This window comes from Enterobacter sp. E12, from assembly GCF_014596715.2.
GTDB classification, from domain to species: domain Bacteria; phylum Pseudomonadota; class Gammaproteobacteria; order Enterobacterales; family Enterobacteriaceae; genus Enterobacter; species Enterobacter bugandensis.
Genome location: NZ_CP115601.1, coordinates 3,936,926 through 3,962,455 on the forward strand (window position 1 = coordinate 3,936,926; position 25,530 = coordinate 3,962,455).

Here is a 25,530-nt window from a genome sequence, read left to right on the forward strand (position 1 = left end):
GCATTGTGTAACTGCACTGCTTGTTGCAGTGAGGCGTGTCGCTGAAGGCATCAAGTAGCGATATTTGGCGAAGAAAAGCGCTTTTCACCGAGGGCCTGGGCTGACGGTCTAGCAGATCATCAACAGAGCTGGGGATATTTTGAACAGGAGAATGTAAACTGGAAGGATACAGCAACGGGCCCCCCACGGGGGCGGGTTGTGAAAATATTTTCTGTTGTCTTCGACCTTATTGCACGTAAAATGACCAGACACATTTTGGGAAGGAGTCTTTAATGGATATTGCGCTGCTCAACAGGGGCTGGAACAGAACATGGTCAGATACCATGGTGAATCTTGAAGCCCGGAAACTCGTCGAAACAGCAAATCGGCTGTCAGCATTCTATTTGCAGGATGGTCTTACACGAATCAAGTTTGTCGAAGAGATAAAACAGGTTGTAGATAAAGAATTTGAAACAGCACGACGAGCTAAAACCGATGAAGAATGCATTGCTTGCATCAAAAATCTGCGTGCCGAAACAGATAATCTACAAGAACAAGAACACCTGTTAAGAACCAGAGCCGCACAGCTTTACGCGAAAGTCGAATTTGTTAAGGAAAATAATAAAATCGTCGGTTATGTTATATCCGCTGTAAATGTGGTGCTATCAGGCGTGGTTCTCTTTGGTGGCTTTATGATGTTATCCACTATGGGGCCGATTGGTATGCTGGCTGGGGCAGTCCTGATTGCCGATGGAATGAACGGATTAGCGAAAGAAGTGCTCAACTTTAATCAGCCAGCAGGACATAAACCCTCACAAGGTATCATTGCTGACTCCGCGATGCATACCGCCCAGTTTATGGGATTTAATCCTAACACGGGCCTGGCTCTCTATAATGGTGTTACTCTTGGTGCCAGTGTGTACAGCATTGTGGGATTCGCTCGAAAAACTGGAGCCTGGAGATTATTCCGCTGGCTTCCACACGATTACTATCGCAAAGTCAGCACAATGAGCACTCCTAAACTAACAATGAAGATTGTCGGTTATGGTGTTAAAGCAAAAGTGATTTTCGATCTACTAACAACAGAAAATGGAACCAGTTAATCCTTGATAGTTTTTCGGTAACGCCAGGATTTATAGGAAATTACCGGCGGCTGTGCGAAGGACATAATGGCAACCCCAAAGATCATCGCCAGCCCCCATGCAAATGCTCTATCAGGTGAGCTGAAGACGATAAGTAGCAGTAGGATTAAGGCACACACAGCCACCACTCCCGCCAAGGTAACAAATCGCCTGGCAAGGTCATTTATGGCCTCTCCAAGCGTTCCTCCATATTTTTCAATATTGCTTTTTATCTTCTGCAATTCGGGCTGCGTAAACCCTGAACGTAACAAAGCTTCATCAGTCACTTTCATATCGTCTCGTCCCTTATCTTCCAGAAGTGCTTTCCCAATCGCTGATTGTGCTAGCAATCATACTGATGAACTTTACAGCAATCCACATGATGTTTGTGCAATGTATCAGATTTCAGACAATAGCAGCCAAAAGGCCGCACATCGGGCTTAAATGCGTATGATCAATCTGTTCGGGAGTTATGCCAGGTATGCGGCTTTTTGTTCGTTGTTGTGCTGTCGCGGTAAGAACCAGGAACCACCGCCAGCGTGATGATATGCTCTCTTGTACCACAGACCAATCACGCGACAGGTGCGGGCGTAGAGCAATGGGTAGTTTAAGTTGTACCTGCTAAAGCAGGGCTACGTAACTAACTGATAAGCTATAACTTATTGATTTATCAGGAGGCTGGAGCGGGCGAAGGGAATCGAACCCTCGTATAGAGCTTGGGAAGCTCTCGTTCTACCATTGAACTACGCCCGCTTTGAGGTGCGTAAGGCATTATAGACCTTACGCACCTTCATACAAGCCTCTTCACAACTAACCGGCGATTAAATAATCACTTAGCACTTCGGTTTGCTGCCGGGCGCAGGAAGATAGCGTTGCGGATCGATGGCCGTCGCCTTATAGCGGATCTGGAAGTGCAGCTTCACCGAATCGGTACCTGTACTGCCCATGGTGGCTATCTTCTGCCCCGCCTTCACGTTCTGCCCGTTGTTGACCAGCATCGTGTCGTTATGCGCGTAGGCGGTGATGTAATCTTCGCCATGCTTAATCATGATGAGGTTACCGTAGCCGCGCAGCTGGTTACCGACGTAAACCACCTTCCCTGCCCCGGAGGCATAAACCGGCGTACCGCGCGCAGCGGCGATATCAATACCCTTGTTGCCACCTTCAGAGAGTGAGTAAGGGGCGACCACTTTACCGCTGGCAGGCCAAATCCAGCAGCGCTGTCCAACCGGCGGCCATGACGATTGCGGTACCTGATAGGACGGCGTCACTTTGGCGGTTTTGCCTTTCGATGAGGATTTTTTGCCCGAGGACGAACTGCCGTTCACCTTGAGCTTTTGCCCCACTTCGATGGTGTACGGCGGAGAGATGTTATTCAGGCGCGCCAGATCCTTCACGCTGGTCCCCGTTGCGCGCGAAATCCGGTACAGCGTATCCCCGCGCTTAACGGTATAGACCGAACCGGAATAGCTACCCATATCCGACGATTTGCTTCCTGAACAGCCTGCCAGGAATAGCGTCAGCGTCAGGCAAAAGATGGCGATGATGGGGTTTCTCGTCAGGCTTCCTGCAAACAAAACAGATCCTCGGTCAGCGTGAATGGCGCACTATGATACCAGCCCGGAGAGATATGGGTCAGCCCTTTTCCGCTCCTGGAAACAAACCGTTCGTATAAGATTGCCGTATAATGCTCCCTGTTGATGGTGCAGAACCATCCGCATCGTTGGCACTGGAGCATGAATGAGTATTCAAGAACACGTTATTTTGGTTAATGACCAGGGAATGGTGATTGGCACTCAGGAAAAATACGCCGCGCATACTGCCCAAACCCCGCTGCATCTGGCGTTCTCATCCTGGCTGTTTAACGCCGAAGGCGAGTGTCTGGTAACCCGACGCGCACTAAGTAAAAAAGCCTGGCCGGGCGTCTGGACGAACTCCGTCTGCGGTCACCCTCAATCTGGTGAACGGACGGAAGAGGCAATTATCCGTCGCTGCCGCGATGAGATTGGCGCAGAAATTACCGCGATTACGCCTGTCGCCTCAGAATTCCGCTACCGCGAAACGGATCCTTCCGGGATCGTGGAAAACGAGATTTGCCCGGTCTTCGCTGCCCGCGTCACCAGCGAACTGCGAATTAACCATGATGAAGTGATGGCATTTGAATGGGTGACGCTGGAGTCGTTATTCCGCGCGCTGGACGCCGCCCCATGGAGCTTTAGCCCGTGGATGGTGCAGGAAGCAACGGTCGCGCGAGACGCGCTGAGAGCGTTCGCGGCGCAATAAAAAAGCCCCTTTCGGGGCTTTTTTAGCAACGTAACGCCTTATTTCACCGGGCGCATTGCCGGGAACAGGATCACGTCACGAATAGTGTGGCTGTTGGTGAACAGCATCACCATACGGTCGATACCAATACCCAGACCTGCGGTTGGCGGCAGGCCGTGCTCCAGCGCGGTCACATAGTCTTCGTCGAAGAACATCGCTTCGTCATCGCCTGCTGCTTTCGCGTCAACCTGATCCTGGAAACGCTGCGCCTGGTCTTCCGCATCGTTCAGCTCGCTAAAGCCGTTGCCGATTTCACGGCCGCCGATGAAGAATTCGAAACGGTCGGTGATTTCCGGGTTCTCGTCATTACGACGCGCCAGCGGAGAGACTTCCGCCGGGTACTCGGTGATGAAGGTCGGCTGAATCAGGTGCGCTTCTGCCACTTCTTCGAAGATCTCGGTCACGATACGGCCCAGACCCCAGCTCTTCTCAACCTTGATGCCGATGCTTTCAGCGATGGCCTTCGCAGAGTCGAAGTTATCCAGATCCGCCATGTTGGTTTCCGGACGGTATTTCTTGATCGCTTCGCGCATGGTCAGTTTTTCGAACGGCTTGCCGAAGTCGAAGACTTCTTCACCGTAAGGGACCTGCGTGGTGCCCAGAATATCCTGCGCCAGGGTACGGAACAGGGATTCGGTCAGCTCGATCAGATCTTTGTAGTCCGCGTACGCCATATAGAGTTCCATCATGGTGAACTCTGGGTTATGGCGAACGGAGATACCTTCGTTACGGAAGTTACGGTTGATTTCGAACACGCGGTCGAAACCACCGACCACCAGACGCTTCAGGTACAGTTCCGGCGCGATACGCAGGTACATGTCCAGGTCCAGGGCGTTGTGATGGGTGATGAACGGACGCGCAGACGCGCCGCCAGGGATCACCTGCATCATAGGGGTTTCCACTTCCATAAAGTCGCGGTTGACCATGAACTGGCGAATACCGGCCATGATCTGGGAGCGAATTTTGAAGGTCTTGCGGGATTCATCGTTAGAGATGAGATCCAGGTAACGCTGACGATAGCGCGCTTCCTGATCCTGCAGGCCGTGGAACTTGTCCGGCAGCGGGCGCAGGGCTTTGGTCAGCAGGCGCAGCTCGGTGCAGTGGATAGACAGTTCACCGGTTTTGGTTTTAAACAGTTTACCTTTCGCACCCAGGATATCGCCCAGGTCCCACTTTTTGAACTGCTCGTTGTAGATGCCTTCCGGCAGGTCGTCACGGGAAACGTACAGCTGAATACGGCCGCCGACGTCCTGCAAGGTCACGAAGGAGGCTTTACCCATGATACGGCGGGTCATCATACGGCCTGCAACGGCCACTTCGATGTTCAGCGCTTCCAGCTCTTCGTTCTCTTTACCGTCGAAGTCAGCGTGCAGTTGGTCTGAGGTGTGGTCACGACGAAAATCGTTCGGGAACGGCACGCCCTGCTCGCGCAGCGCTGCCAGCTTCTCGCGGCGGGTTTTCAGTTCGTTGTTAAGATCGACTACCGCGTCAGCGCCCTGTGCTTGTTGTTCAGACATGTTGGTTCCTCATAACCCTGCTTTCAAACTTGCTTCGATAAATTGGTCCAGGCTGCCGTCCAGCACCGCCTGCGTGTTGCGGGTTTCAACCCCGGTACGCAGGTCTTTGATGCGGGAGTCATCAAGGACGTAAGAACGGATCTGGCTGCCCCAACCGATGTCGGACTTGTTGTCTTCCATCGCCTGTTTCTCAGCATTTTTCTTCTGCATCTCCAGCTCATAAAGCTTCGCTTTCATCTGCTTCATGGCCTGGTCTTTGTTCTTATGCTGGGAACGGTCGTTCTGGCACTGTGTTACCAGCCCGGTTGGAATGTGGGTAATACGCACCGCAGATTCTGTACGGTTAACGTGCTGACCACCCGCACCGGACGCGCGGTAAACGTCAATACGCAGGTCCGCCGGGTTAATTTCGATATCGATATCTTCGTCAACTTCCGGGTAAACAAACGCGGAGCTGAAGGAGGTATGACGACGACCACCGGAGTCAAACGGGCTCTTACGCACCAGGCGGTGAACGCCGGTTTCGGTACGCAGCCAGCCGTAGGCGTAGTCGCCAATGATCTTGATAGTGACGGATTTAATACCGGCCACTTCACCTTCAGACTCTTCGATAATTTCGGTTTTGAAGCCGCGCGCTTCCGCCCAACGCAGATACATACGCGTCAGCATGCTGGCCCAGTCCTGCGCTTCGGTACCGCCAGAACCTGCCTGAATATCGAGATAGCAGTCAGCGCTGTCGTATTCGCCGGAGAACATGCGACGGAATTCCAGCTGTGCCAGCTTCTCTTCCAGCCCGTCGAGTTCTGCCACGGCTTCGTTAAAGGTTTCTTCGTCGTCGGCTTCGACGGCCAGCTCCAGCAAACCGGAAACATCTTCCAGCCCCTGAGCCATTTGATCCAACGTATCTACGATAGCTTCGAGAGAGGAACGCTCTTTACCCAGCGCCTGTGCGCGTTCAGGTTCGTTCCAGACGTCCGGCTGTTCCAGCTCGGCGTTTACTTCTTCAAGACGCTCTTTCTTGGCATCGTAGTCAAAGATACCCCCTAAGAACGTCAGAGCGCTCCGTGAGGTCCTGAATACGGTTTTTTACCGGATTAATTTCAAACATGGTCTGTTTTCTTTTATGGACTTGTCAAAATGCGGTGATAAGAGCGGGATTGTACCGAATCCACGCCCTTTTTTATAGAGATTACTGCCGCTAAATTGGCCAGATATTGTCGATGATGATCTGAAGGGTGCGGTTACCGCGAAACTCGTTGATATCCAGTTTGTACGCCAGCTCGACCTCGCGCACGCCGTTGTCCGGCCAGATGGAGGTGTCAACGTTGAAGGCGATGCCGTCCAGCAGCGGTCCGCCGCCCACCGGTTCAACCATCACTTTCAGGTGACGTTCGCCAACGATACGCTGCTGCAGCAGGCGGAATCGCCCGTCGAACAGCGGTTCCGGGAACATTTGCCCCCATGGACCGGCATCGCGCAGCATCTGCGCGACCTCCATCGTCATTTCGGAGACAGACAGCTCACCGTCAGAGACCACTTCGCCCTGCAGCAGCGCCGGGTCAATCCACTCGGTGACCAGCTCGCCAAACAGGCGCTGGAACTCGTCGAACTTTGCCTCTTCCAGCGACAAGCCTGCCGCCATCGCGTGGCCGCCGAACTTGATCATCAGACCCGGGTAAAGCGTATCCAGACGCTCCAGCGCATCGCGCATGTGCAGCCCCTGAATCGAACGGCCAGAGCCTTTCAGCGTGCCGTCACCCGCAGGCGCAAACGCGATCACCGGGCGGTGGAAGCGCTCTTTAATGCGCGACGCCAGAATGCCGACCACGCCCTGATGCCACTCGGGGTGGTACATTGCCAGCCCGCCCGGCAGCGTATCGCCGCTGCGCTCAAGTTTTTCGCACAGGGTTAGCGCTTCGGCCTGCATCCCCTGCTCAATCTCTTTACGGGTCTGGTTCAGGGCGTCCAGCTCGTTGGCCAGCACGCGCGCTTCACCGATGTTGTCGCACAGCAGCAGCGCCACGCCGACGGACATATCGTCCAGCCTTCCGGCAGCGTTCAGACGCGGCCCGAGCGCAAAGCCCAGGTCGCTTGCCGCCAGCTTAAGCGGATCGCGGTTGGCAATCTCCAGCAGCGCCTTAATTCCGGGACGGCACTTGCCCGCGCGAATACGGCTTAAGCCCTGCCAGGTCAAAATGCGGTTATTGGCATCAAGAGGTACCACGTCCGCCACGGTGCCCAGCGCCACCAGGTCGAGGTATTCGGCCAGGTTTGGAACGGCAATGCCGCGGGATTCGAACCAGCCCTTATCGCGTAAGAGAGTACGCAACGCCAGCATCAGATAAAACGCCACGCCCACGCCGGCGAGGGATTTCGACGGGAAATCGCAGTCGCGCAGGTTGGGGTTAATAATCGCTTCTGCTGCGGGGAGCGTATCGCCGGGCAGGTGATGATCGGTGACCAGCACCGGGATCCCCAAAGCGTGAGCATGATCGACGCCCGCATGGGAGGAGATCCCGTTGTCGACGGTCATGATCATCTGCGCACCGCGGGCATGGGCCTGATCGACCACCTCCGGGCTGAGGCCATAGCCGTCTTCAAAGCGGTTCGGCACCAGATAGGTGACATTATCGCAGCCCAGCGCGCGCAGGCTGAGTACGCTCAGGGCGGTGCTGGTTGCGCCGTCGGCGTCGAAATCCCCTACCACCACAATGCGCGTTCCCTCACGAAGCGCGTTGTAGAGCATTTCGGTAGCTTTCTCGATACCGTTCAGCTGCTGCCAGGGCAGCATCCCTTTCACGCTGCGCTCAAGATCCTCTGCGCGACGCACGCCGCGGCTGGCGTAGAGGCGCTTTAGCAGCGGCGGGAGATCGTCCGGTAAATCAACGTGTTCAACCGCCTCGCGGCGGCGCAATTTGATGGGGGCTTTCACGCGAATTATTTACCACCAAACTGTTTCTGGTGCGCGTCGAGGAACTCTTTCATCTCTTTCGGTCCCTGATAGCCCGGAACAACATAGCCGTTACTCAGGACAATCGCTGGCGTACCGCTCACGCCAAACTGCACGCCCAGCGCGTAGTGGTTAGCAATGTCGATGTCGCAGGAGGCAGGCTTAACGTCTTTACCGTTCATCGCGTCATCAAACGCTTTGTTGCGGTCTTTGGCACACCAGATCGCTTTCATGTCCTGCTCTGGCTTGCTCTGTACGCCTGCGCGCGGGAAGGCCAGGTAACGCACGGTAATGCCCAGCGCGTTATAGTCTTTCATCTGTTCATGCAGCTTGTGGCAGTAGCCACAGGTGATGTCGGTGAAGACGGTAATCACATGTTTTTCCTGCGCCGCTTTATAGACGATCATCTCTTTTTCGAGCGCGTTCAGGTTTTTCATCAGCAGCTGGTTGGTGACGTTCACCGGCTGCGCGCCGCTCACGTCGTACAGCGGTCCCTGAATAAAGTGTTTGCCGTCTTCGGTGACGTACAGCACGCCGCTGTTGGTCAGTACGGTTTTCATACCGGCAACCGGCGCAGGCTGGATGTCGCTGCTGGTGACGCCAAGCTTAGCCAGAGACTGTTTGATGGCGGCGTCATCCGCATGGGCGAAGCCGGTAAATGAGGCTGCCAGCAGGGTGAACAGCACGAAAGACTTTTTCATAATTGATCCTGTTACAATTTGTCGGCACTCACGCACGAGGGTGGTGCTGTTGGTGTAGCTGCCGCAGGCGTTCCGTCGCGACATGGGTGTAAATTTGCGTCGTTGAAAGATCGCTGTGTCCCAGCAGCATCTGCACCACGCGTAAATCTGCGCCGTGGTTTAACAGATGCGTCGCGAAGGCGTGACGCAATACGTGCGGCGAAAGCTTTTCACTGTCGATACCCGCCAGTGTGGCGTAATGCTTGATGCGATGCCAGAACGTTTGTCGCGTCATCTGCTGCGCGCGCTGGCTCGGAAACAGGACGTCGATAGACGCGCCATTGAGCAGCCAGGGGCGGCCATGCTCAAGATACGTCTCCAGCCAGTAAACCGCCTCTTCTCCCAGCGGAACCAGCCTTTCCTTGTTTCCTTTACCGATGACGCGCACCACGCCCTGACGCAGGCTGATGTCGCTCATCGTCAAGCCAACCAGTTCCGAAACGCGCAAGCCGGTAGCATACAATAGCTCAAGCATGGCTTTATCGCGTAACTCCAGCGGCAGGTCAACAGCCGGTGACTGTAATAATCTCTCAACTTGTGCTTCGCTGAGATCTTTCGGCAGCCGCTGCGGGAGTTTCGGGGACGCCAGCAGCGCGCTGGGATCGTCTTCGCGAATCTTCTCCCGATAAAGATGCTGGAAAAGCCGACGCATTGCGCTGAGCAAGCGTGCAGAGCTGGTGGCTTTGTACCCCCCTTCTACGCGTTCAGCGAGCAGCGCCTGCAGGTCGTCGCTTTGCGCGCTCGCAAGCGATAGCTCCCGACGCGCCAGCCACTCCACCAGCATGGTGAGATCGCGCCGGTAGGCACTGAGGGTATTCTCGGCCAGATTTTTCTCCAGCCACAGCGCGTCGAGAAACTGTTCAACGAGTGCGAGATCCTTTTCCACATCAGCCCCTTTGATTTTGCAGTCAGGCCATTATGCCTGATTGCGACCGGTTTCTGGTACACTACGCGCAAAGTCATAGCAAGAATTGAGATAGTTACGCGATGAATATTGGTCTGTTCTATGGTTCCAGCACCTGCTACACCGAAATGGCGGCGGAGAAAATTCGCGACATCATTGGCCCGGAACTGGTGACGTTGCATAACCTGAAAGATGACTCGGTCGCCTTGATGGAGCAGTACGATGTGCTGATTCTGGGCATCCCAACCTGGGACTTTGGTGAGATACAGGAAGACTGGGAAGCCATCTGGGATCAGCTCGATTCAGTCAATTTCGACGGTAAAATTATTGCGATGTACGGCATGGGTGACCAGTTAGGCTACGGCGAATGGTTCCTGGACGCACTCGGCATGCTGCACGATAAGCTGGCACCAAAAGGGGCGGCGTTTATCGGCTACTGGCCAACCGAAGGGTATGAATTCACCAGTAAAAAGCCGATTATTGCCGACGGTGAGCTGTTTGTCGGGCTCGCGCTGGATGAAACCAATCAGTACGATCTCAGCGACGAGCGCCTGCAGGCCTGGTGCGAGCAGATCCTCGGCGAAATGGCAGAAAAATTCAGCTAACGCGCGTTACTCCTGCGTCGGCTGTTGCAGCAACATCCGGCGCAGATCCCGCCATTCTGATGCGTCCATACTGTCCGCCGCCAGCCACAGGTGCTGGCAACGTCCGCCCCCCACTTTGCGTAACCGTAGCATCATCCCGGCGTTAAGCATCCAGGGCACACCGAGAATATCCCACTCTTTTCCCTGCCAGCGCAGGCGGGAATCCATCAGCAGCTTGATCTCGCCCTGACGCGCGTTAATGCGACGCTGGCTGCGTACGCTGTCAAAAACAACAAACGAAAGTAATAGCAGCCACAGCGGCGTATAGCTGAGCGGCCACGGCATGAGTAAAACGATGGCCGCAACCAGCCCGTGGAGCAATAAAGACATCCACTGCGAGCGCCACGAGACGCGAAGATCAGATTGCCACAGGACCACGTTCCCGATTCCGTGTTTGAATTAATTGCACCATCCGTTGCAACTCGGTGTCGGCGGGTTTGCCGTGGTTCATCAGCCAGTTGAATAAATCCGGATCGTCAGACTCAAGCAGGCGAACAAACAGACGCTTATCATCATCGCTTAAGCTGTCGTACTCATATTCGAAGAAAGGCATGATGGAAATATCAAGTTCACGCATTCCGCGTCGGCATGCCCAGTGAATACGGGCCTTGTTGTTAATATCCATGTTCAGTTTCCTGCATTACGTTTGGCACAGTCGGTACCCCGTTTTCTGTTCTTAATTTCTCTACGGGGACACCAGCTAGTGTAACGTGTTTTTGACCGTTTCATTACTGGAATATTGCGTTTGACGAGCAGGCTTCCAGAATAATCCCTACATAGACAGCGGATTACACTATTTTGCGTAGCGCTACGCATAACCCGTTTATGGCACAAATGGTCTGCTGAAAGCGCTTGCAATGCCTGCAGGCTCTTTTACCATTAGGCATTATCAAAGCGTTAAGCAATTCAGGATACCGTTATGGCCTTTACACCATTTTCTCCTCGCCAGCCCGCCGCCTCTGCGCGTCTGCCGCTGACGCTTATTTCTCTTGATGACTGGGCGCTGGCAACCCTCTCCGGCGCCGACGCCGAAAAATACTTGCAGGGTCAGGTGACTGCGGATGTTGCGCAGTTGACTGAACACCAGCATCTGCTGGCCGCGCACTGCGATCCTAAGGGCAAAATGTGGAGCAACCTGCGTCTCTTCCGCCGTCAGGACGGTTTTGCCTTTATTGAGCGCCGCAGCCTGCGCGATGCGCAGCTCAAAGAACTGAAAAAATACGCGGTCTTTTCCAAAGTCACCATCGCCCCGGACGATGAACATGTTCTGCTGGGCGTGGCGGGCTTCCAGGCGCGTGCGGCGCTGAAAAACCTGTTTGCTGAGCTGCCGGATGCAGAAAAACAGGTGGTCCGCGAGGGCGCAACTTCCATCCTGTGGTTTGAACACCCGGCAGAGCGCTTCCTGTTAGTCACGGATGCCGCAACAGCCGAACGCGTGACCGAGGCGCTGCGCGGCGAAGCTCAGCTCAACAACAGCCAGCAGTGGCTGGCGCTGAACATCGAAGCGGGTCTGCCTGTAATTGACGCAGCCAACAGCGCGCAGTTTATTCCTCAGGCAACTAACCTGCAGGCGCTGGGGGGCATCAGCTTTAAAAAAGGCTGCTACACCGGTCAGGAAATGGTCGCGCGTGCAAAATTCCGAGGGGCAAACAAACGCGCGTTGTGGACACTGGCAGGCCATGCCAGCCGCGTACCGGAAGCAGGAGAAGACTTAGAACTGAAGATGGGCGACAACTGGCGCCGCACCGGTACCGTGTTAGCCGCAGTCCAGCTGGACGATGGCCGTCTTTTGGTACAGGCTGTAATGAACAACGACATGGAAGCGGACAGCGTGTTCCGCGTGCGCGACGACGCGAATACGTTGAGTATTGAGCCGCTACCGTATTCACTGGAAGAGTGATGCTCTATCGCCCGGTGGCGCTGCGCTTACCGGGCCTACGGGTGCAAATCCAGGTCGGGTAAGGCGAAGCCGCCACCCGACAACAAACTAAACCTGCCCCACGTACAAATAAATCGCCAAAAAGTGGCACACGCTGCCGCCCAGCACAAAGCCGTGCCAGATGGCATGGTTGTATGGGATGCGCTTGCAGACGTAGAAAATAACGCCCAGCGAGTAGACCACACCGCCCACCGCCAGCAGCGTGACGCCGCCGACCGCCAGCTTAATCGCCAGCTGATACACCACAATCAGCGACAGCCAGCCCATCGTCAGATAGGTGACCAGCGACAACACTTTAAACCGGTGCGCAATGGTCAGCTTAAACAGGATCCCCAGCAGCGCCAGGCTCCAGATAACAATCATCAGGCCGCGCGACAGCGGTGAGTTTAGCCCCACCAGCAGGAAAGGCGTATAGGTACCCGCAATCAGCAGATAGATAGCGCAGTGGTCAAATTTCTTAAGCCATATTTTGGCCCGCTGATGCGGAATCGCGTGATAGAGCGTCGAGGCCAGGAACAGCAGGATCATACTTCCGCCATACAGGCTATAGCTGGTAATGGCCATCGCGCTGGCATTGGTATCCACCGCCTGTACCAGCAATAACACTAAACCGACAATCCCAAACACCAGGCCAATGCCGTGGCTGATGCTGTTGGCTACTTCCTCAGCCAGCGAATATCCCTGTGCGATTAATGGTCTGCTCGCCATACTAAACTCCGGGAAAACTAAAGATGATTATTCATCGCATGACTATGCTAACTGAGAATGATTCCAGTGAACACCTGTTAGCTAAAATAATTTTAAAGTAAATTTTTATAATTAAAATCAAAAACATAAACGAAAAATTCACCTGACATTTGTTCACATAAAAATTTAAGCGTTACTAATCAATGGCATAAAATTGGCTCCTGCCGTCTGGCTGCATGATATGATGGATAAATGAGGTCTGAATGAGAGTTTTGCCACTGTGAGTATGTTCACCCACTCCGCCATTGCCAGTCTCAATAACCTGGAAATGATGGTCTACAACTATGTCATCAAAAACCGGGACAAAGTGATGTACATGACCATCCGCGAGCTGGCGGATGCGGCCGGCGTCTCAACCACCACTATCCTGCGCTTTTGCCGCAAGCTCAACTGCGAAGGGTATTCTGAATTTCGCGTGCGCTTTAAGCTCTATCTTGAGCAGAACGAGCCCCAGCAGGCGAATTTCGGCGCCAGCGAAATTATCAGCTTCTTTAAAAGCGTGAATAATGAAGAGTTCGACGCGCTATTAAATGACGCGGTAAATATCATTTTGTCTTCCGAGCGAATTATATTTGTCGGGGCGGGCACGTCAGGCTCTTTGGCCAAATATGGCGCACGCTTCTTTTCAAATATTGGTAAATTCAGTAATCATATTGATGACCCTTATTTCCCGGTTACCAATGATATGGCGAAAAATGCGCTGGCGATTGTGCTCTCCGTCTCGGGCGAAACCGAGGAGATCCTGCGCTTCGCCAGCCAGTTCAGCCTGCATCACTGCAAGGTGCTCTCTATCACCAGCCACGAGCACTCGCGCCTGGCAAAACTGGCGGACTTTAATCTCTCCTGGCACGTTCCCCAGACGCGAATTGGCGGCGTCTATGATATCACCACGCAAATTCCCGTCATTTATATTCTGGAATCTCTCGGACGCAAGCTGGCGAAAAAACTGACGGAATAAAACACCCTGTTTTTTCGATGTGACAAATCACAATTTTCGCAAATTGTTATATCGTGACATTCAATTTCGCTTTGCTAGACTCAATGCCAATAAGCCATTTATTGAGAATAGCAGCGATGAAAAAAATAACCTTACCGAAAGATTTTTTATGGGGCGGCGCGGTTGCCGCTCATCAGGTTGAAGGCGGCTGGAACAAAGGCGGCAAAGGGCCAAGCATTTGCGACGTGCTGACCGGCGGCGCACACGGCGTGCCGCGCGAAATCACGCAGGAGGTGGTGCCGGGTAAATACTACCCAAACCACGAAGCCATCGACTTCCACGGCCACTATAAAGAAGACATCAAGCTATTTGCCGAGATGGGCTTCAAGTGTTTCCGTACCTCTATCGCCTGGACGCGCATCTTCCCGAAAGGTGACGAAACGCAGCCAAACGAAGAAGGGCTGAAGTTTTACGACGACATGTTCGATGAGCTGCTGAAGTACAACATCGAACCGGTGATCACCCTCTCCCACTTCGAAATGCCGCTGCACCTGGTGCAGGAGTATGGTAGCTGGACCAACCGCAAAGTGGTCGATTTCTTTGTGCGCTTCGCGGAAGTGGTGTTTGAGCGCTACAAGCACAAGGTCAAATACTGGATGACCTTCAACGAAATCAACAACCAGCGCAACTGGCGCGCCCCGCTGTTCGGCTACTGCTGCTCGGGCGTGGTCTACACCGAACATGACAACCCGGAAGAGACCATGTACCAGGTGCTGCACCACCAGTTTGTGGCCAGCGCCCTGGCGGTGAAAGCCGCGCGCCGCATCAACCCGGAGATGAAAGTCGGCTGCATGCTGGCGATGGTGGCGCTCTATCCGTTCTCCTGCAAGCCGGAAGACGTGATGTTCGCCCAGGAATCCATGCGCGAGCGCTATGTCTTTACCGACGTCCAGCTGCGTGGTTACTACCCGTCCTACGTGCTGAACGAGTGGGAGCGCCGCGGCTTTTCCATCAAAATGGAGGCGGGCGACGAGCAGATCCTGCGTGAAGGTACCTGCGACTACTTAGGCTTCAGCTACTACATGACCAATGCGGTGAAGGCGGAAGGCGGCACAGGTGACGCCATTTCCGGCTTCGAAGGCAGCGTGCCGAACCCGCACGTGAAGGCGTCCGACTGGGGCTGGCAGATTGACCCGGTGGGCCTGCGTTATTCCCTGTGCGAACTTTACGAGCGTTACCAGAAGCCGCTGTTTATCGTTGAAAACGGCTTCGGCGCCTACGATAAGGTGGAAGAAGACGGCAGCATCAACGATGACTATCGCATCGACTATCTGCGTGCCCACGTGGAAGAGATGATCAAAGCCGTCACGCACGATGGCGTGGATCTGATGGGCTATACGCCGTGGGGCTGCATCGACTGCGTGTCGTTCACTACTGGTCAGTACAGCAAGCGCTACGGCTTTATCTACGTCAACAAGCACGACGACGGCACGGGCGACATGTCGCGCTCCCGTAAGAAGAGCTTCGAGTGGTATAAAGGCGTGATTGCCAGCAACGGCGAGAAACTTTAACGCCGGGCGTCGTTCCCTCTCCCCTTTGGGGAGAGGGTTAGGATGAGGGGTTTACTTCCCGCCAGCCAGCTCGATAAAACTGCCCGTCACGTAAGACGCCTTCTCGCTCAGCAACCAGACAATCGCCTGCGCCACCTCTTCCGGCTGGCCGCCGCGCTGCATCGGCAGTAACGATTTCACGCGATCCACTCGCCCCGGCTCTCCGCCGGAAGCATGGATATCGGTATAAATCAGCCCAGGCCGCACGCAGTTCACGCGAATGCCCTGCGCCGCCACCTCCAGCGATAGCCCGGTTGTCAGCGAATCTACCGCGCCTTTAGAAGCAGCGTAATCGACATATTCACCCGGCGCGCCCAGACGAGACGCGGCGGAAGAGACATTCACAATCGCCCCGCCCTTGCCGCCATGCTTGATGGACATGCGTTTCACCGCTTCACGACAGCAGAGAAAGTAGCCCGTGACGTTGGTCGCCAGCACGCGGTTAATGCGCTCTGCGGACAGATTCTCAATGGTGGATTGCTCAAACAGAATGCCTGCATTATTGACCAGCGCGCGAAGCGGCTCACCTTCACGATCGATGCTGTCAAACATCGCCAGCACCTGAGCTTCATCGCTGATGTCCGCACGCACGGCAAACGCTTTACCGCCGGCCTCAACGATCTGATTGATAACGTCCGTCGCGGCTTTAATGTTGTGGTGATAGTTCACCGCCACGGTGTAGCCTTCACGTGCCAGCTGCAGCGCGGTGGCTTTCCCAATGCCCCGACTCGCGCCGGTGACCAGTGCAATTGCCATTCACAACCTCCAGATAAAAAAAAGCCGGGTGGCGCTTACGCTTACCCGGCCTACAGTATGGCAAATAATTACTGGTATTCGCTCATCGGCACGCAGGAGCAGAACAGATTACGGTCGCCGTAAACGTCATCAAGACGCTTCACGGTCGGCCAGTATTTGTTTGCCACGCCTGCCGGGAAGACGGCCAGCTCGCGGGAGTAACCGTGGTTCCACTCTGCCACCATCTCGTGCTGGGTATGCGGGGCGTTGACCAGCGGGTTATCTTCCAGCGTCCATTCGCCGTCCTGCACGCGGTCGATCTCCATGCGGATGGCCAACATCGCGTCGATAAAGCGGTCCAGCTCGGCTTTGCTTTCAGACTCGGTCGGCTCCACCATCAGCGTCCCCGCAACCGGGAACGACATGGTTGGCGCGTGGAAGCCGTAGTCGATCAGACGCTTGGCGATATCCAGCTCGCTGATGCCGGTCTGCTCTTTCAGCGGACGAATATCCAGAATGCACTCGTGCGCCACGCGACCGTCGCGGCCTGTATAGAGCACCGGGAAGGCGGACTTCAGGCGAGTCGCAATGTAGTTGGCGTTCAGAATAGCCACCTGGCTCGCCTGCTTCAGCCCTTCCGCGCCCATCATGCGGATGTACATCCAGCTGATTGGCAGAATTGATGCGCTGCCGAACGGGGCCGCAGAGACCGCGCCCTGACGGGTCAGCATGCCTTCAATCTGCACCACGCTGTGCCCCGGCACAAACGGCGCCAGGTGCGCTTTCACGCCGATTGGTCCCATGCCCGGGCCGCCACCGCCGTGCGGAATGCAGAAGGTTTTATGCAGGTTCAGGTGCGACACGTCCGCGCCGATAAAGCCCGGAGAGGTAATGCCCACCTGAGCGTTCATGTTCGCGCCGTCGAGGTATACCTGACCGCCAAACTGGTGCACCACTTCGCACACTTCACGGATGGTCTCTTCGTACACGCCGTGGGTGGACGGGTAGGTCACCATAATGCAGGAGAGCTTGTCGCCCGCCTGCTCGGCTTTCGCACGCAGGTCGGCCAAATCGATGTTGCCGTTCTTATCGCACGCGACCACCACCACTTCCATGCCCGCCATCTGGGCTGAGGCCGGGTTGGTGCCGTGGGCGGAGCTTGGGATCAGGCAGATATCGCGGTGGCCTTCGTTACGGCTTTCGTGATAGTGACGGATCGCCAGCAGGCCCGCGTATTCACCCTGCGCGCCGGAGTTCGGCTGCATGCAGAGCGCGTCATAACCGGTCAGCTTCACCAGCCAGTCTGAAAGCTGGTTGATCATCATGTGATAGCCTTCCGCCTGTTCTGGCGGGCAGAACGGGTGCAGTTCGGAGAATTCAGGCCAGGTAATCGGGATCATCTCTGCCGCGGCGTTCAGCTTCATGGTGCAGGAGCCCAGCGGGATCATCGCCTGGTTCAGCGCCAGATCCTTGCGCTCCAGAGAGTGCATATAGCGCATCATCTCGGTTTCGCTGTGATAGCGATTGAACACCGGGTGAGTCAGGATCGCGTCATTGCGCAGCATGCTTTCCTGAATGGAGCGGCTGTCGAGCGCGACCTCTTTGTCGAGCGTATCAACGTCCAGACCGTGAGCATCGCCCAGCAACACGCTGAACAGATTCAGGATATCGTCGCGAGTGGTGCTTTCATCCAGCGTAATGCCGACCGCGTTGTGGATGTCGCTGCGCAGGTTGATTTCTGCTGCATTCGCGCGCGCCAGCACGGCGGCTTTGTCTGCCACTTCCACGCACAGGGTGTCGAAGTAGTGCGCGTGGCGCAGCTTGAGGCCCTTCTGCTGCAGGCCGCAGGCCAGAATATCGGCCAGGCGGTGAATGCGGCTGGCAATGCGCTTCAGGCCAGCCGGACCGTGGAATACCGCATACAGGCTGGCGATGTTTGCCAGCAGTACCTGGGAAGTACAGATGTTGGAGTTAGCTTTCTCGCGGCGGATATGCTGCTCGCGGGTCTGCATCGCCATGCGCAACGCGGTATTACCGGCAGCATCTTTTGACACGCCAATGATACGGCCTGGCATGGAGCGTTTGAATTCATCTTTCGCGCCGAAGAACGCCGCGTGCGGGCCGCCGTAGCCCATCGGCACGCCGAAGCGCTGCGCGGAGCCGAATACAATATCCGCGCCCTGTTTGCCCGGCGCCGTCAGCAGCACCAGCGCCATAAAATCGGCGGCAACGCTGACAACCACTTTGCGGGATTTCAGCTCGGCAATCAGCGCGCCGTAGTCGTGAACTTCGCCGGTGGTACCCACCTGCTGCAGCAGCACGCCGAAGACGTCCTGGTGATCCAGCACTTTGTCGGCGTCGTCGACGATCACCTCAAAGCCGAAGGTTTCTGCACGGGTGCGCACCACGTCCAGCGTCTGCGGATGCACGTCCGCCGCCACGAAGAAGCGGTTAGCATTTTTCAGCTTGCTCACGCGTTTTGCCATCGCCATCGCTTCGGCAGCGGCGGTCGCTTCATCCAGCAGAGAGGCGGAAGCGATATCCATACCGGTCAGATCCAGCGTCACCTGCTGGAAGTTCAGCAGCGCTTCCAGACGCCCCTGGGAGACTTCTGGCTGATAAGGGGTGTAAGCGGTGTACCAGCCCGGGTTTTCCAGCATGTTGCGCAGGATAACCGGCGGTAACTGCACGTTGGTGTAGCCCATGCCAATGTAAGACTTATAGCGCTTGTTGAGGCCTGCAATAGCCTTCAGCTCCGCCAGCGCGGCGAACTCCGTGGTGGCTTCCCCTACCTGAGGCGGCGTGGCAAGCTGGATGTCTTTTGGCACAATCTGGCCGATCAGTGCGTCTAATGAATCCGCGCCAACCGTCTTCAGCATCTCCTGCTGTTGCTGAGCATCCGGCCCAATGTGACGTTCAATGAAGGCGCCACGGTTTTCAAGCTGGCTTAAAGTCTGTGTCATGAGCGATGGTTCCTGATACGTGCAGTGAATGTGTTTTCTCCCTCTCCCTTAGGGAGAGGGCTGGGGTGAGGGTGTCGTCTGTTCCCCTCACCCTACCCTCTCCCCAAAGGGGAGAGGGATAATGGCTTACTCGTCTTCTAACAGTGCTTCGTACGCGGTTGCATCCAGCAGCGCGGCAACTTGCGATTCGTCGCTGGCTTTGATCTTGAAGATCCAGCCGCCTTCATAAGGCTCGCTGTTGACCAGCTCTGGCGAATCGCTCAGCGCATCGTTGACCGCAACAATCTCGCCGCTTACCGGTGCGTAGATGTCAGACGCCGCTTTTACGGACTCCGCCACGGCGCAGTCGTCGCCCGCGCTAACAGTCGTGCCCACGTCAGGCAGGTCAACAAACACCATGTCGCCCAGCAGCTCCTGCGCGTGCTCGGTGATCCCGACGGTGTAAGTGCCGTCCGCCTCTTTGCGCAGCCACTCGTGTTCTTTGCTGTATTTCAGTTCTGCTGGCACATTGCTCATTGAAGTTCTCCTGATAAAAATGATTAGGCGACCGGCTTACCGGCGCGAACAAAAATCGGTTTGGTCACGTGGACCGGCATTTCGCGGTTGCGGATTTGCACTACCGCCGTTTCGCCAATGCCTGCCGGCACGCGAGCCAGTGCAATACTGTAGCCCAGCGTCGGGGAGAAGGTACCGCTGGTGATCACGCCTTCGCGATGATTGCCGTCAGCATCGGTAAAGCGCACCGGCAGCTCGCCGCGCAGCACGCCTTTTTCCTTCATCACCAGTCCCACCAGCTGTTCGGTGCCCTTCTCGCGCTGCATCTCCAGCGCTTCACGGCCAATAAAGTCACGGTCAGCCGGTTCCCACGCGATGGTCCAGCCCATGTTGGCCGCCAGCGGAGAGACGCCTTCATCCATTTCCTGACCGTAGAGGTTCATGCCCGCTTCCAGACGCAGCGTATCGCGCGCGCCCAGACCCGCAGGCTTCACGCCCGCCTCTACCAGGGCACGCCAGAAATCGGCAGCTTTCTCGTTCGGCATCGCAATTTCGTAGCCCGCTTCACCGGTGTAGCCGGTGGTGGCGATAAACAGATCCCCCGCCTGCACGCCGAAGAACGGCTTCATGCCTTCGGTGGCGGTGCGCTGCTCGTCGTTAAAGAGAGAGACGGCTTTTGCCTGCGCGTTTGGTCCCTGCACGGCGATCAGCGACAGATCGTCACGGACGGTGATGTCGACGGCATAAGGTTCGGCGTGTTGGGTGATCCAGGAGAGGTCTTTTTCGCGGGTGGCGGAGTTTACAACGAGGCGGAAGAAATCTTCAGTGAAGTAGTAGACGATAAGGTCGTCAATCACGCCGCCCGAGGCATTCAGCATGCCGGTATAGAGCGCTTTACCCGGCGTCTTCAGTTTGGCGACGTCGTTTGCCAGCAGATAACGCAAAAACTCCCGGGTGCGGCTACCGCGCAGATCGACAATCGTCATGTGGGACACGTCGAACATACCGGCATCGGTGCGCACCGCGTGGTGCTCATCTATCTGCGAGCCGTAGTGCAGCGGCATCATCCAGCCATGGAAGTCCACCATGCGGGCGCCGCATAACACGTGTTGTTCGTACAAAGGAGTCTGTTGAGCCATCTTGTCCTCGTTGAAAAATTCACCGTGAAACCCGGTATCGGCCTCGTTCCCGAATGCCGACGCAAACGTTCTCTTTTACCTGAACTTACCACCGAAACCGGCGGTTAACCATAAGGTAAAACGGGTCATCACATTAGCTTATGACCAAAAAACGCTGAAAAGCCTACAGAGTTATTCACTGGAAAAATGCGATTAACCCCGCACAAAATTAACAATGATCTAACAGGATTTAGCACAAGGTGATATTTCGTGCGGAAAAACGGGCCGAATTTCCGTCACGTGAAAATCACGACATGAGAATAACTAATGCGAAAAATGGCGTGGAATTAGAATATTTCAAACGAGGGGATTTCCCCGACGCAGAGGCCGGGAAAATAAAGTGTGACGGGGATCGAGGTTAGCGTAACCAGTCGGGAAGATCGTTAAGACCCATTGCCTGACGAAGAAGTTGAGGTTTGACGCCGGGAAGGGTGTCGGCCAGCTTGAGGCCGATATCGCGCAGCAGTTTTTTCGCCGGATTTGCCCCGGCAAACAGCTCGCGGAAGCCCTGCATTCCTGCCAGCATCACCGCCGCACTGTGCTTGCGGCTGCGCTCGTAGCGACGCAGATACAGATGCTGGCCGATATCTTTACCTTCACGGTGCAGGCGACGCAGTTCTTCCACCAGTTCCGCCGCGTCCATAAAGCCGAGGTTAACGCCCTGCCCGGCCAGCGGATGAATGGTATGGGCCGCATCCCCCACCAGCGCCAGGCGGTGCGCGGCAAACTGACGCGCGTAGCGGCCGGTTAACGGGAAAACCAGCCGCTCGCTTTCAAGCGTGCACAGGCCAAGGCGATTATCAAACGCCACGCACAGCGCCTGGTTAAAGGCCTCCGGCGTCGCATCCTGCATCTGCTGCGCTTTATCCGGTACCAGGGACCAGACAATCGAGCACAGGTGCGGATCGGCAAGCGGCAGGAACGCCAGTATGCCGTCGTTGTGGAAAATCTGCCGCGCAACGCCGCCGTGCGGCTCTTCAGTACGGATCGTTGCCACCATCGCATGATGGCGGTAATCCCAGTACGTTAGCGGGATATCAGCCTTGTTGCGCAGCCAGGAGTTAGCGCCGTCGGCACCGACCACCAGACGCGCGGTCAGCATGTCGCCGCTTTGCAGGGTGATAAACGCCTCGTTTTCGCCCCATGCCACCTGCTGGATCTGCGCAGGCGCAACCAGCGTCACGTCGCTGCACTGCTCTGCTTTCTGCCACAGCGCGTGGTGGATCACCGCATTCTCTATGATATGCCCCAGATGGCTATAGCCCATGCTTTCATCATCAAAGGCAATATGGCCAAAGCTGTCTTTGTCCCACACTTCCATGCCGTGATAGCAGCTGGCGCGCTGGGCGACGATATCTGACCAGACGCCGAGACGCGTCAAAAGCTTTTCGCTGGCCGCGTTAATCGCCGACACGCGGAGTTCCGGCGGGGCATCTGATGCGACAGGCTGGGGCTGCTTTTGCTCCAGCACGGCCACGCGCAGGCCGCTGCCCTGTAATCCACAGGCCAGCGCCAGTCCAACCATTCCGCCGCCAACGATGGCAACATCAACATTTTGCACAGTGATAACTCCTTAACGCGCGACCCAACCCAGGGTCCGCTGCGCCAGCACGTCACGTGCCGGAATGAACAGTTCCATCGCCATCAGCCCGAGGTTGCGACCAACAACCAGCGGCGCCCAGCGATTGGCAAAGAGATGGACTAAACCATCAGTGACGCCAATTGTCGCCTCTTTATCGGCCTGACGTCGCGTCTGGTAATGGCTTAGCACCGGGTAAGCGCCACAGTCTTTTTGTTCGCTCCACGCCTGCGAAAGCGTTTCGGCCAGGCTCATCACATCCCGCAGGCCAAGGTTAAAGCCCTGACCGGCGATGGGGTGGAGGGTTTGCGCCGCGTTGCCGACCAGCGCCACGCGGTGAGAAACAGACTGTGATGCCGTGGTTAACGACAGTGGATAGACCGCACGTTTCCCGGCATGGGTAATACGCCCCAGCCGCCAGCCAAAGGCTTTCTGCAGCTCGGTACAAAAACGTTCGTCGGACCAGGATTTAACCTCTTCGGCCTTTTCCTGAGGGTGGCACCAGACCAGCGAGCAGCGCCCGCCCGTCATCGGCAGCATCGCCAGCGGGCCGTGCTGGGTGAAGCGCTCAAACGCCCGGCCGTTGTGTTCTGCTGCGGTCGAGACGTTCGCGATGACCGCGACCTGCCCGTAAGGCTGCTGCCGCCACTCTACGCCGCACTGGGTGCCGAGCGCCGAGCGCGACCCGTCAGCCGCCACCAGAAGCTGTCCGTCAAGCACGGTGCCATTGTCCAGCGTTACGCTGACCGCGTCTTCACTGCGGGTGAAGCTGGCAACGCGTGCCGGGCAGTGCAGCGTGACGCCCGGCGCGTCCTGCAACAGGCGGAACAGGCGCAGGCCAATATCGTGCAGTTCAACGACCTGACCCAGCGCGTCAATACGGTAATCATGGGCATCCAGCGTCACAAACCCGGCATGACCGCGATCGCTCACGTGCACGGTATTAATGGCGGTAGCGCAGTCGGCGATGGCCTGCCAGATGCCAATGCGGGATAGCTGCTGGCAGGTGCCCTGCGCCAGAGCAATGGCGCGGGAATCAAACCCAGGGTGATTCTTCGCCTGCGGCGCGACGGCTTCAACCAGATGCACCGGAAGCTGCCCCTTCGTCAAATGCGAGATGGCTAACGCCAGCGTGGCGCCGGTCATGCCGCCGCCAACGATAATCACGCTCATACGCGCGCCGCTGCCATCAGCGCCTCGATATCGTCCGCTTTTTTCACCACGCTCGCGGTCAGGTTTTCGTTGCCGCTTTCGGTGATGACGATGTCGTCTTCAATACGAATGCCAATTCCGCGGTATTCCTCTGGCACGTCGGCATCCGGCGCGATGTACAGGCCCGGCTCGACGGTCAGCACCATGCCCGGTTCAAGCACGCGCGAACGTTCAGGGCCGTACGCGCCCACGTCGTGCACGTCCAGCCCCAGCCAGTGGCTCAGGCCGTGCATAAAGTACGGGCGGTGAGCATTCTCGGTAATCAGGGTGTCGACATCCCCTTTGAGGATCCCAAGCTTAACCAGCCCGGTAATCATGATACGCACCACCTCACCGGTCACCTCCTGAATGGAGGTGCCCGGGCGATACAGCGTCAGCGCCGTCTCGAGAGATTCGAGAACGATGTCATAAATCGCCCGCTGCGCTGGCGAAAACTTGCCGTTCACCGGGAAGGTACGCGTGATGTCGCCCGCGTAGCCCTGATATTCGCAACCGGCGTCAATCAGCACCAGATCGCCGTCGCGCAGCGCGCTTTCGTTTTCGGTATAGTGCAGAATGCAGCCGTTTTCCCCGCCGCCAACGATGGTGTTGTAGGAGGGATAACGCGCGCCGTGGCGGTTAAATTCGTGGTGAATTTCGCCTTCCAGCTGGTATTCGAACATTCCGGGGCGGCATTTTTCCATCGCGCGGGTGTGCGCCAGGGCGCTGATTTCGCCCGCACGGCGCAGCACGTTCAGCTCTTCTTCAGATTTGAACAGACGCATCTCGTGCACCACCGGACGCCAGTCCGTGAGGGTGGCGGGCGCGGACAGGTTCTGCCGCGAGCCTTTACGCAGTTTTTCCAGCGCGTTGAAAACAATCTCATCGGCGTAGGCGTATTCGCCCTGCGCGTGGTAGAGCACGTCGAGGCCATTAAGCAGCTGATAGAGCTGCTGGTTGATTTCGCTAAACGCCAGCGCGCGGTCAACGCCCAGCTTTTCCGGGGCGGCCTCTTGCCCTAAGCGGCGGCCAAACCAGATCTCAGCGGTTAAGTCTCGTACGCGGTTGAAAATCACGCTGTGGTTGTGGGTGTCATTGCTCTTAATCAGCACCAGCACCGCTTCCGGCTCGTTGAAGCCGGTGAAGTACCAGAAATCGCTGCTCTGGCGATAGGGGTATTCGCTGTCGGCGCTGCGCGTCACTTCCGGCGCGGCAAAAATCAGCGCCGCGCTTCCCGGCTGCATGTTTGCCAGCAGCGCCTGACGACGGCGCAAATACTCTTGTTGCGAGATAACCATGACACCCTCCTGTGCGTTATTTTTCTTAATGTAAGGTTGGCTTGCGAACTTCCGGCGCGGTCGGCTGCGAGCGCGTAAAGTTGTCGTGGCACAGCAGCGCCGCCACGCGCACGTACTCGATGATCTCTTCGAGAGACATTTCCAGCTCCTCCTGATCTTCCTCTTCATCGTAGCCAAGCTGGGCGATGTTGCGCAGATCGTCAATCGCTTCACCCGCTTCGCCGGTGACTTTATCAAGCTTAGGCTGGGTAACGCCCAGGCCAAGCAGATAGTGGTTTACCCACCCCGCGAGCGCATCGGCGCGATCGAAGACGCTGACATCGTCGCCTTCAGGCAGATAAAGCTGAAAAAGGAAGCCATCGTCTTCCAGCGAATCGCTGGTTGCCGCGTGCATTTTTCGCAGCGCTTCCGCCAGTTCGTGGCCAAACGCCAGCCCTTCGTTGGTGAGGTCGTGGATCAGCGGCTGCCATGAGCTGTCGCTGTTTCCGCCGCACAGTATGCCGCTGATCAGACCGTGCATTTCGGCAGGGGTAAGACCGACTCCCTGCTGGTTCAGTAACTGGTTTAAATCTTTGTAACCAGGCATTTCGTTCTGTATAGACATACGCATTCGTCATCAAAGGGAGGATATTCATGATATGCTACCACTTTGGACCCTGGTGATACCAGAAAAGGGCTTGT

The 25,530-nt window shown here is 56.3% G+C and carries 24 protein-coding genes and 1 tRNA gene; 6 read left to right on the plus strand and 19 right to left on the minus strand.

Annotation, left to right across the window (positions count from 1 at the left end):
- Window positions 1-272: 272 nt before the first annotated feature.
- The gene (locus IB212_RS18760) at window positions 273-1,082 is read left to right on the plus strand and encodes a DUF4225 domain-containing protein (protein WP_041908360.1); all 810 of its coding nucleotides are present in this window, start codon (window positions 273-275) and stop codon (window positions 1,080-1,082) included.
- On the opposite strand, the gene IB212_RS18765 is transcribed toward IB212_RS18760, so the two are convergent.
- The 3 genes from IB212_RS18765 to actS form a co-directional block, all read right to left on the minus strand.
- Entirely contained in the window at window positions 1,079-1,393 is a 315-nt protein-coding gene (locus IB212_RS18765; protein ID WP_020882780.1) for a hypothetical protein, read from the minus strand. The two genes, IB212_RS18760 and IB212_RS18765, sit on opposite strands and share 4 nt — an antisense overlap.
- Window positions 1,394-1,779: 386 nt before the next feature.
- Window positions 1,780-1,853: transfer RNA gene (locus IB212_RS18770), tRNA-Gly, on the minus strand.
- A gap of 80 nt (window positions 1,854-1,933) precedes the next feature.
- Entirely contained in the window at window positions 1,934-2,677 is a 744-nt protein-coding gene (actS, locus tag IB212_RS18775; RefSeq protein WP_041908359.1) for an amidase activator ActS, read from the minus strand.
- A 163-nt stretch (window positions 2,678-2,840) separates the two neighbouring features.
- On the opposite strand from actS, the gene idi reads away from it, so the two are divergent.
- The gene (gene idi / locus IB212_RS18780) at window positions 2,841-3,383 is read left to right on the plus strand and encodes an isopentenyl-diphosphate Delta-isomerase (RefSeq protein ID WP_041908358.1); all 543 of its coding nucleotides are present in this window, start codon (window positions 2,841-2,843) and stop codon (window positions 3,381-3,383) included.
- Between the two features lie 38 nt (window positions 3,384-3,421).
- On the opposite strand, the gene lysS is transcribed toward idi, so the two are convergent.
- The 5 genes from lysS to xerD form a co-directional block, all read right to left on the minus strand.
- Window positions 3,422-4,939: a lysine--tRNA ligase gene (lysS, locus tag IB212_RS18785; protein WP_014885130.1), complete on the minus strand. Its 1,518-nt coding sequence runs from the start codon at window positions 4,937-4,939 to the stop codon at window positions 3,422-3,424.
- A gap of 9 nt (window positions 4,940-4,948) precedes the next feature.
- Window positions 4,949-6,047 (minus strand): peptide chain release factor 2 gene (prfB, locus tag IB212_RS18790; RefSeq protein ID WP_100170824.1). Its coding sequence is split into 2 segments (ribosomal slippage): window positions 4,949-5,971 and window positions 5,973-6,047, totalling 1,098 coding nucleotides; the frame shifts between segments, so codons are not numbered across the junction.
- 90 nt (window positions 6,048-6,137) lie between these two features.
- On the minus strand, window positions 6,138-7,871 hold the full coding sequence (recJ, locus tag IB212_RS18795) for a single-stranded-DNA-specific exonuclease RecJ (protein WP_041908356.1): 1,734 nt from the start codon (window positions 7,869-7,871) through the stop codon (window positions 6,138-6,140).
- 5 nt (window positions 7,872-7,876) lie between these two features.
- Complete coding sequence (gene dsbC / locus IB212_RS18800) at window positions 7,877-8,590, minus strand: bifunctional protein-disulfide isomerase/oxidoreductase DsbC (protein WP_028014319.1); 714 nt, start codon at window positions 8,588-8,590, stop codon at window positions 7,877-7,879.
- Window positions 8,591-8,618: 28 nt separating this feature from the next.
- Window positions 8,619-9,515: a site-specific tyrosine recombinase XerD gene (gene xerD, locus IB212_RS18805; RefSeq protein ID WP_028014320.1), complete on the minus strand. Its 897-nt coding sequence runs from the start codon at window positions 9,513-9,515 to the stop codon at window positions 8,619-8,621.
- 101 nt (window positions 9,516-9,616) lie between these two features.
- On the opposite strand from xerD, the gene fldB reads away from it, so the two are divergent.
- Window positions 9,617-10,138 carry a flavodoxin FldB gene (fldB, locus tag IB212_RS18810; protein WP_041908355.1) on the plus strand — a complete coding sequence of 174 codons (522 nt, stop codon included), beginning with the start codon at window positions 9,617-9,619 and terminating at the stop codon, window positions 10,136-10,138.
- A 6-nt stretch (window positions 10,139-10,144) separates the two neighbouring features.
- On the opposite strand, the gene IB212_RS18815 is transcribed toward fldB, so the two are convergent.
- Window positions 10,145-10,555 carry a protein YgfX gene (locus IB212_RS18815; RefSeq protein ID WP_028014322.1) on the minus strand — a complete coding sequence of 137 codons (411 nt, stop codon included), beginning with the start codon at window positions 10,553-10,555 and terminating at the stop codon, window positions 10,145-10,147.
- Entirely contained in the window at window positions 10,536-10,802 is a 267-nt protein-coding gene (gene sdhE / locus IB212_RS18820) for an FAD assembly factor SdhE (protein ID WP_010435322.1), read from the minus strand. The genes IB212_RS18815 and sdhE overlap by 20 nt, the downstream gene beginning before the upstream one ends.
- Before the next feature lie 294 nt (window positions 10,803-11,096).
- On the opposite strand from sdhE, the gene ygfZ reads away from it, so the two are divergent.
- Window positions 11,097-12,077, plus strand: coding sequence for a tRNA-modifying protein YgfZ (gene ygfZ, locus IB212_RS18825; protein ID WP_041908354.1), 981 nt, complete (start codon window positions 11,097-11,099; stop codon window positions 12,075-12,077).
- A gap of 87 nt (window positions 12,078-12,164) precedes the next feature.
- On the opposite strand, the gene trhA is transcribed toward ygfZ, so the two are convergent.
- Complete coding sequence (gene trhA, locus IB212_RS18830) at window positions 12,165-12,824, minus strand: PAQR family membrane homeostasis protein TrhA (RefSeq protein ID WP_023331242.1); 660 nt, start codon at window positions 12,822-12,824, stop codon at window positions 12,165-12,167.
- A gap of 265 nt (window positions 12,825-13,089) precedes the next feature.
- On the opposite strand from trhA, the gene IB212_RS18835 reads away from it, so the two are divergent.
- A complete protein-coding gene (locus IB212_RS18835) occupies window positions 13,090-13,821 on the plus strand; it encodes a MurR/RpiR family transcriptional regulator (protein WP_028014325.1) in 732 nt (243 codons plus the stop codon).
- A 116-nt stretch (window positions 13,822-13,937) separates the two neighbouring features.
- Window positions 13,938-15,371 (plus strand): 6-phospho-beta-glucosidase BglA, encoded by a 1,434-nt coding sequence (bglA, locus tag IB212_RS18840; RefSeq protein WP_028014326.1) that lies wholly within the window; start codon window positions 13,938-13,940, stop codon window positions 15,369-15,371.
- 51 nt (window positions 15,372-15,422) lie between these two features.
- Here bglA and IB212_RS18845 read toward each other — a convergent pair whose 3' ends face one another.
- The 8 genes from IB212_RS18845 to IB212_RS18880 form a co-directional block, all read right to left on the minus strand.
- Window positions 15,423-16,166, minus strand: a complete 744-nt coding sequence (locus IB212_RS18845; protein ID WP_028014327.1) for an SDR family oxidoreductase — start codon at window positions 16,164-16,166, stop codon at window positions 15,423-15,425.
- 68 nt (window positions 16,167-16,234) lie between these two features.
- Window positions 16,235-19,108: an aminomethyl-transferring glycine dehydrogenase gene (gene gcvP / locus IB212_RS18850; protein WP_041908353.1), complete on the minus strand. Its 2,874-nt coding sequence runs from the start codon at window positions 19,106-19,108 to the stop codon at window positions 16,235-16,237.
- A 126-nt stretch (window positions 19,109-19,234) separates the two neighbouring features.
- On the minus strand, window positions 19,235-19,624 hold the full coding sequence (gene gcvH, locus IB212_RS18855) for a glycine cleavage system protein GcvH (protein ID WP_008499718.1): 390 nt from the start codon (window positions 19,622-19,624) through the stop codon (window positions 19,235-19,237).
- 23 nt (window positions 19,625-19,647) lie between these two features.
- Window positions 19,648-20,742: a glycine cleavage system aminomethyltransferase GcvT gene (gcvT, locus tag IB212_RS18860; protein ID WP_041908352.1), complete on the minus strand. Its 1,095-nt coding sequence runs from the start codon at window positions 20,740-20,742 to the stop codon at window positions 19,648-19,650.
- Window positions 20,743-21,139: 397 nt separating this feature from the next.
- A complete protein-coding gene (gene ubiI, locus IB212_RS18865; protein ID WP_041908351.1) occupies window positions 21,140-22,342 on the minus strand; it encodes an FAD-dependent 2-octaprenylphenol hydroxylase in 1,203 nt (400 codons plus the stop codon).
- A gap of 12 nt (window positions 22,343-22,354) precedes the next feature.
- Window positions 22,355-23,533 carry a 2-octaprenyl-6-methoxyphenyl hydroxylase gene (gene ubiH, locus IB212_RS18870; protein ID WP_041908350.1) on the minus strand — a complete coding sequence of 393 codons (1,179 nt, stop codon included), beginning with the start codon at window positions 23,531-23,533 and terminating at the stop codon, window positions 22,355-22,357.
- Window positions 23,530-24,843: a Xaa-Pro aminopeptidase gene (gene pepP, locus IB212_RS18875; protein ID WP_155963379.1), complete on the minus strand. Its 1,314-nt coding sequence runs from the start codon at window positions 24,841-24,843 to the stop codon at window positions 23,530-23,532. Before pepP ends, ubiH begins: the two co-directional genes overlap by 4 nt.
- A 31-nt stretch (window positions 24,844-24,874) precedes the next feature.
- Entirely contained in the window at window positions 24,875-25,453 is a 579-nt protein-coding gene (locus IB212_RS18880) for a YecA family protein (protein ID WP_028014333.1), read from the minus strand.
- Between the last annotated feature and the right edge of the window lie 77 nt (window positions 25,454-25,530).

Coding starts and splice junctions, on each gene's coding strand:
- IB212_RS18845 (WP_028014327.1), bottom strand. CDS start 16,166: ATGGCAATTGCACTGGTCACCGGCGCGAGTCGGGGCATTGGGAAAGCC.
- ygfZ (WP_041908354.1), top strand. CDS start 11,097: ATGGCCTTTACACCATTTTCTCCTCGCCAGCCCGCCGCCTCTGCGCGT.
- IB212_RS18880 (WP_028014333.1), bottom strand. CDS start 25,453: ATGTCTATACAGAACGAAATGCCTGGTTACAAAGATTTAAACCAGTTA.
- IB212_RS18760 (WP_041908360.1), top strand. CDS start 273: ATGGATATTGCGCTGCTCAACAGGGGCTGGAACAGAACATGGTCAGAT.
- trhA (WP_023331242.1), bottom strand. CDS start 12,824: ATGGCGAGCAGACCATTAATCGCACAGGGATATTCGCTGGCTGAGGAA.
- IB212_RS18765 (WP_020882780.1), bottom strand. CDS start 1,393: ATGAAAGTGACTGATGAAGCTTTGTTACGTTCAGGGTTTACGCAGCCC.
- gcvT (WP_041908352.1), bottom strand. CDS start 20,742: ATGGCTCAACAGACTCCTTTGTACGAACAACACGTGTTATGCGGCGCC.
- gcvP (WP_041908353.1), bottom strand. CDS start 19,108: ATGACACAGACTTTAAGCCAGCTTGAAAACCGTGGCGCCTTCATTGAA.
- bglA (WP_028014326.1), top strand. CDS start 13,938: ATGAAAAAAATAACCTTACCGAAAGATTTTTTATGGGGCGGCGCGGTT.
- lysS (WP_014885130.1), bottom strand. CDS start 4,939: ATGTCTGAACAACAAGCACAGGGCGCTGACGCGGTAGTCGATCTTAAC.
- fldB (WP_041908355.1), top strand. CDS start 9,617: ATGAATATTGGTCTGTTCTATGGTTCCAGCACCTGCTACACCGAAATG.
- ubiH (WP_041908350.1), bottom strand. CDS start 23,533: ATGAGCGTGATTATCGTTGGCGGCGGCATGACCGGCGCCACGCTGGCG.
- idi (WP_041908358.1), top strand. CDS start 2,841: ATGAGTATTCAAGAACACGTTATTTTGGTTAATGACCAGGGAATGGTG.
- IB212_RS18835 (WP_028014325.1), top strand. CDS start 13,090: ATGTTCACCCACTCCGCCATTGCCAGTCTCAATAACCTGGAAATGATG.
- dsbC (WP_028014319.1), bottom strand. CDS start 8,590: ATGAAAAAGTCTTTCGTGCTGTTCACCCTGCTGGCAGCCTCATTTACC.
- sdhE (WP_010435322.1), bottom strand. CDS start 10,802: ATGGATATTAACAACAAGGCCCGTATTCACTGGGCATGCCGACGCGGA.
- gcvH (WP_008499718.1), bottom strand. CDS start 19,624: ATGAGCAATGTGCCAGCAGAACTGAAATACAGCAAAGAACACGAGTGG.